Source organism: Luteibacter sp. P1_D3, assembly GCF_056406135.1.
Genome location: NZ_JBFUAT010000078.1, coordinates 1 through 4,094 on the forward strand (window position 1 = coordinate 1; position 4,094 = coordinate 4,094).

The following is a 4,094-nucleotide window of genomic DNA, read 5'->3' on the forward strand; positions in this document are numbered from 1 at the left end:
GTCATGCACGGAGGCATCGATAACGCTTTTTGATGCCTCTGTGCCACAGTCATAAATCCAGCGAACTTTCGTTCGCGAATGGTAGTGGTCCGGGGACGAAATGGAGACCTCGCCGCGGATAAATGCTCCCTGTCCAACTGGCCTCATCTCAATCTTTGATTCGATGTAAGTCATCGTTGCGCATCTTCCCTTGGCTGAGATTTCACATAATTTACGTAAGGCGAGCGTCGCGCCAGTTTTTTGTACGGACGGTGTCGTCGGTTAGCTGTCGACGAGAAGTACGCCTCTGCGAGTAATTGCGTCAAAGCTAAACACATGCTCTCGCGGATTTTCCGAGCAGAAGCCAGCTAGCTTTACCGGATATACCGCTTCTCCGTCGCATCTTTCCACTTCTTCCCCGCCAGCGCGTGGTTGTCTGTTGTATTGCCGGGCGATGGATAGAGGCACCGTCATGATTGATGTAGTAGCTGGTTTCGACGAGCGTCGCGGAAGCCGTCTGAGTCGACTGATCGCGTTGCGAGGTGCTGGTCGTTTGTCGAGCAACGACAGGTGACGCGAAGACGAGGGCGGCTACGATGATCGCGGGGATTTTGTTGGGGCGTGCAAGCGTCACGTGTCGTGAACTCCGTCTCCGAAGCGACGCGGCGTCGCACTGCAATTTCTGTCGGCACCGTACGATCTTGCTTTAGCGGGAATGCCGGAAATGCATAGGGATGCCGAGGCCAAGTCCAAGTCTAAGTTGGCCAGGCGGCTTGCCTAATTATTACGTTAGTGTAATGTACGGGTGCGTCGAACGAAGGCAGAAGGTGTACAGGTCGCTCCGGCGCCGGAGTCAGGGGCACAACGCCCGTATGGATCCACACAGCGCCATCCGAATTGATGAGGTGAAAGGATCATGTCTGCTCGACAAAGCGGGAAAATCAGGACAAACGTTGCAGACACCGCCCAAGCGGTGAATGCTTTCCAGACCCTTGCATCGACGGCCGGGTATTCGTTTGAAGTCGACGTCCCTGAAAACGCAGCGGCAGAGTGGTTCATCGACATCGAGCAGGGCGACTTCCAGGAATCATTATCTTGGATGCCAAACCGTGGCTTCGGGTTCTACACCGGAGAAGTGGGCTACGGCGACAAGCCCAATGAGTTTTACCTCGATGCGACACGGGCGTTCGAGCGACTCGAGCAGCTACGTGCACGCCGGGAGAACGGGAAAACTGGAACGCTGAGCCTCGCAGACCTTCGCCAATTGCTGCACATGTCGCAAAGCGATGTTGCAACCCTCGGCAATCTCAAGCAGGCGGCCATTTCCCGATTCGAGGGGCGTGGGGATGTGCTCGTCAGCTCTCTTATGTCTTACCTTGAGGCCCTGGGCGGAAAGCTCGAACTGCGGGTGCATTTCGATCGCATGGACGTTGCCCTGGGGCTTCCTGTGTCGACGAGGAAATAGATGTCATCAAGGTTCGCGACTTTTGGGGCGTCTCCGTACGCTATGGCGCAGCCTTATCGACGATGCGGTCAGTGGCCTTTCCACCTCGTGCGGTTTCGACCTGGATACTCATCGGCGGGAAATTCGAAAGATCGGGAGCCCAAAGAAACGCCGGTCCGGATTGCATGGCTGCCTGAGGATGGATGGCGTTGCCCTGAAGGTCTACCGAGGCATCCTGAAGCCGTCTGACGATGGCGTCACGATCGGGTAGCGGTTGCCCAACGGCAACGCCACTGCAGAGAAGGGTATTGATCGCCGGCGGAAGCGGATAGCTGGCCAGCGTGTAGTAGACCTTTGAATCGGCTGCTTCAAGTTTGAGCGGTAGTGCAGTCTGGCTGCCTTGTTCGCCCAGCAAGATGATGTCCTGGCTATGGACCAGCGCGTCGCCGGGTTTTTCACCCCCGATGTCGACCATCGAACGCGTGATCGTGAGTGGGGCGTTTCCGGTGTTGATCAGGGTGATCCGATACGGCTTGATTAGCGTCGCCACGGCGCCGCAGGTAACGCTTGCGTGGATGAAGGACGGTTCGTACGCCTCAATACCTATCGAGAGCCGTTCGTCGTACTGTTGGTGTTTAGTGTCGAGCGAGATCCACGCCGCGAACATGGCGACGATGAGAGCCAGCAGAGACAGGATGTCGGACAGGGTGGGAATTCGACGCCGGGAGTTGCTTACCCGCTTATGGTTTCTTTGCACGGTACTGATCCATAGTTCTAAAGACGCGGCGCGCTTTGGCCCCGACCCCTATCCTTCACCTGACCAACGAGGGGCCCGCTGCCTGCTGGCTCGATTCCAGCGCCGCCTGCTGCTGGACCTGCTGTTGCACCTGCGCCTGCTGCTGTGCGTTGTTCTGCACATTCACGTCCGCCTCTTGGCTACTTTGTGCCAATGGCGTCTGGATCGCCTGCATGACGTCCACTTCAACGTAACGTTTGAATGGAGAGTTCAGCTCCCCCTGGATGGCGTAGCCGCGGTTCGCATCGTCGGACAGGGCGACATGGTCAATGCGGTTAAGTCCGGCCGAGGTGGCGGCCGACGTAAGGCTGCCGGCGAAGTTTTGCGTGTGCGGGCCGGATGCTCGTCCTTGTTCCTGATCCAGACGCGCCACACATGAATGGGCTTGCTCGTAGATGCCGTGGGCAGGGTGGCGGGCATCGAGCAGCGTTGGTGCGACTTGGGTGGCCGCCTGCATGTGGCCCTTGGCCTCGCCGATCGCAGTCATGGTGGCTGGTCCCGCCACGCCGTCGGCTTTGAGCCCGTGCGCTGCCTGGAAAGCCTCTACGGCCTCCTTGGTGTGCGGACCAAAGTGAGAGTCGGGATGGATGGCGCTGCCATCTCTTGCCGTTATGCCGAGGGCTGCGAGATCCGTCTGCAGCGCACCGACAGCCGGACCATGGTCTCCTTGCTTATGGGCGTGGACTGCGCTGCCATGGCCTTGGGTATGCGCGGAGGCATGCTGGGTGGCGGGATGAGATGCCTTCAAGGCCGCTAGTTGCTCTTCCGTCATTACCGGCGTGGGTGTGACCGTCCCGGCCTTCCAGTACTCGAAATGGGAAATGCCATCGAGGAGGGCACCCTTCTGCTCGACAGTCATGTCGCGGACTTTCTTGCCGTGAAGATCCTGGCCTTCGGCAGAAGCGACGGCGTGGATGTCCTTCGCCTGCGCGTCGTAGTGGACGGCCCCGCTGTAGTCGGGTTTCGAATACTCGCGAATGAGTTGTTCGACCGTGTGATCGCCGTGGCGTTTCTCGACATACTCCCTCTGGGCGGTGCGGCCGGCTTCGTAACTTTCAAACACCATGTTGCCGTGGTGGTCGAGATCCACGACACCCTTGTACGTGTGCTTAGCGGTCTCCAGCGCTTCATCCTTGGTTCGGATCGCGTGGGAGCCCTGTTCACTGCCGGCAAATTCAAGTTTGAGGTTGCCGGGATTGTTATTGCGCCAGGATGCCGTCCCGTCTTGCGCCGTTAGCCATGTCTTGTCGTCGAGCTCGTAGATGCGCGTCATTCCATAAGTGGCGACGAGCCTGTCTACTTTCTTGTCTGAAACAACGTCCATATCTCTTCCCTTTCAGTGGCCAGCATGGCCGTCACGAAATCCGATTCAAAAAACTCCGGTGTTGCAGTCGGTGTTGGCTTCCTTGCAAGCCTTGCCGCCTGCCGTGCTGCAGGCGTTCATGGCTTTGGACAAGGCGGCTTTCTCGTCCTTCGGGTCGGGCGTTCCCGCTGCGAATGGTCGGCCTGACGCGTCCCGCACAAGCGAAATGCAACCGTCTTGCTGCTGGACGAGGACGTCGCAATCGTCTTTATTGCAGTCCCCCTTTGCAGCCTCCCAAACGGCCTCCTGAGTGCTGTTCTTGTGCATGAACATGAACTTGCCATTTCGGCGGTTGAATAGAACGGTGTTGAGATACACCGGCACACTCCACTTCGCGTCCATGTCCTTGGCCAGGCCCGACGTCGGTAAGGGCAGTTTCTTCGTCGTTGCTTCTCCGTAGCCTTCCACCACTGTCTCGCGCGTTGCGCGGGTCACATGCCAGCCATCGTTCTTGCGGACATAATCGAGAGCGGTCTGGGATGGCTTTTCTCCTGCATCAAACTGGTCGATGT

At 58.2% G+C, this 4,094-nt stretch carries 4 protein-coding genes; 1 reads left to right on the plus strand and 3 read right to left on the minus strand.

From position 1 onward, the window contains the following. Positions 1-895: 895 nt before the first annotated feature. A complete protein-coding gene (locus AC1DYM_RS22785; RefSeq protein ID WP_477342303.1) occupies positions 896-1,444 on the plus strand; it encodes a helix-turn-helix domain-containing protein in 549 nt (182 codons plus the stop codon). A gap of 40 nt (positions 1,445-1,484) precedes the next feature. On the opposite strand, the gene AC1DYM_RS22790 is transcribed toward AC1DYM_RS22785, so the two are convergent. The 3 genes from AC1DYM_RS22790 to AC1DYM_RS22800 all read right to left on the minus strand — a co-directional run. Then, a complete protein-coding gene (locus tag AC1DYM_RS22790) occupies positions 1,485-2,180 on the minus strand; it encodes a hypothetical protein (protein ID WP_477342305.1) in 696 nt (231 codons plus the stop codon). 55 nt (positions 2,181-2,235) lie between these two features. Further along, on the minus strand, positions 2,236-3,543 hold the full coding sequence (locus AC1DYM_RS22795; RefSeq protein WP_477342307.1) for an XVIPCD domain-containing protein: 1,308 nt from the start codon (positions 3,541-3,543) through the stop codon (positions 2,236-2,238). A 45-nt stretch (positions 3,544-3,588) separates the two neighbouring features. Continuing rightward, the coding region (locus tag AC1DYM_RS22800) for a DUF4189 domain-containing protein (protein ID WP_477342309.1) at positions 3,589-4,094 on the minus strand (506 nt) is incomplete at its 5' end.